Source organism: Burkholderia singularis, from assembly GCF_900176645.1.
GTDB lineage: Bacteria > Pseudomonadota > Gammaproteobacteria > Burkholderiales > Burkholderiaceae > Burkholderia > Burkholderia singularis.
Genome location: NZ_FXAN01000019.1, coordinates 1 through 1157, shown reverse-complemented (window position 1 = coordinate 1157; position 1157 = coordinate 1). Strand labels below are relative to the sequence as shown.

The following is a 1157-nucleotide window of genomic DNA, read 5'->3' as shown; positions in this document are numbered from 1 at the left end:
TCCGATCACATCGCCGGCTGATCACCGTCCGAACAGGGTGGGGGAATTTTACTTCGACACTTCTGGGGAAATTACGTCCGACGTTGACAGACGAATCTCGACGACTGCGGTTGTATAACACTTCGATGTATTCGAACAGATCGGCCTTCGCGTCCTGATGTGTCCGGTAGCGCGTGGCGTGGCATTGCGCGCGAACAACGTCAGCTCCACGTCGCCCTGCGCCATCAGGCGCGGGATGATTTCGCGGGCGGTGTGACCGTTGGCGCCCAGCAGAATGACTTTCTTCATCGGGTCAGCCCTTCGTTCATTGGGTGACGAAGCCAATCCTCGTCGTTAGATTGATTCGTTGACTCAAGCGTGCGCGGCGGACTTGCGCGCGGTTGCAATCGTCAGCACGGCGCAGACCGCCAGCAGCACGGCACTCACGATGAACGTGCTGCGATAGCCGCTGTGGTCGAACAGCAGGCCGCCCACCGTGGAGCCTAGAGCGATGGACATCTGGACGACGGCAACGAACAGGCCGCCGCCGGCTTCGGCATCCTTCGGAAACACTTTGGCGATCCATGCCCACCAGCCTACGGGGGCCGAGGTGCCAGTCAGGCCCCACAGCGCGAGCAGCGGGACGACGACGGCGATCCAGCCGCCGAAGGCGACCAGTGCAAGAGCCGTCGCAGCCATCTGCACCGGGATGACGATCAGCGTCTGGTAGAAACCCCTTTGCAGGACGCGGCCGATGAGCGCGGTGCCGATAAAGCCTGCAACACCGATCACAAGAAGGAGCAGAGAAATCGTAGCTCCATGCACGCCCGTGACCGTCTCTAGGAATGGCCGCACGTAGGTGAACAGAGAGAACTGCCCCATGAACAATAGGCTGCTGGCAAGCATCCCCACGGCGACGCCAGGGCGTGCGAACAGGGTGAACACCTTGAATACGTTGCCGATACCGGAGGCGCGCATGGCAGCCGGCATCGAGGGCAGCGTCTTCCATTGCCAAGCCAGTGCGATCAAGGACACCGGCACCAGGCACATGAAAGCGCCGCGCCATCCGATGACGGTGCCGAGATAGGCAGAGGTGGCCTCGCTCGTTCGGACAGTTTTCTGAGATTTTTAAGTGGAACGTCCGGGGCGATCATGCTGCCGATTTAATCGCAGACAGC

General features: G+C 60.9%; 1 protein-coding gene and 1 pseudogene. Both read right to left on the bottom strand.

Annotated elements, in window-relative coordinates:
* Positions 1-48 precede the first annotated feature (48 nt).
* Positions 49-288 carry a hypothetical protein gene (locus BSIN_RS26150; protein WP_089339362.1) on the bottom strand — a complete coding sequence of 80 codons (240 nt, stop codon included), beginning with the start codon at positions 286-288 and terminating at the stop codon, positions 49-51.
* Between the two features lie 63 nt (positions 289-351).
* Positions 352-1068, bottom strand: a pseudogene (locus tag BSIN_RS02040) (MFS transporter); the annotation flags it as partial.
* Positions 1069-1157: the final 89 nt, after the last annotated feature.

Coding starts and splice junctions, on each gene's coding strand:
- BSIN_RS26150 (WP_089339362.1), bottom strand. CDS start 288: ATGAAGAAAGTCATTCTGCTGGGCGCCAACGGTCACACCGCCCGCGAA.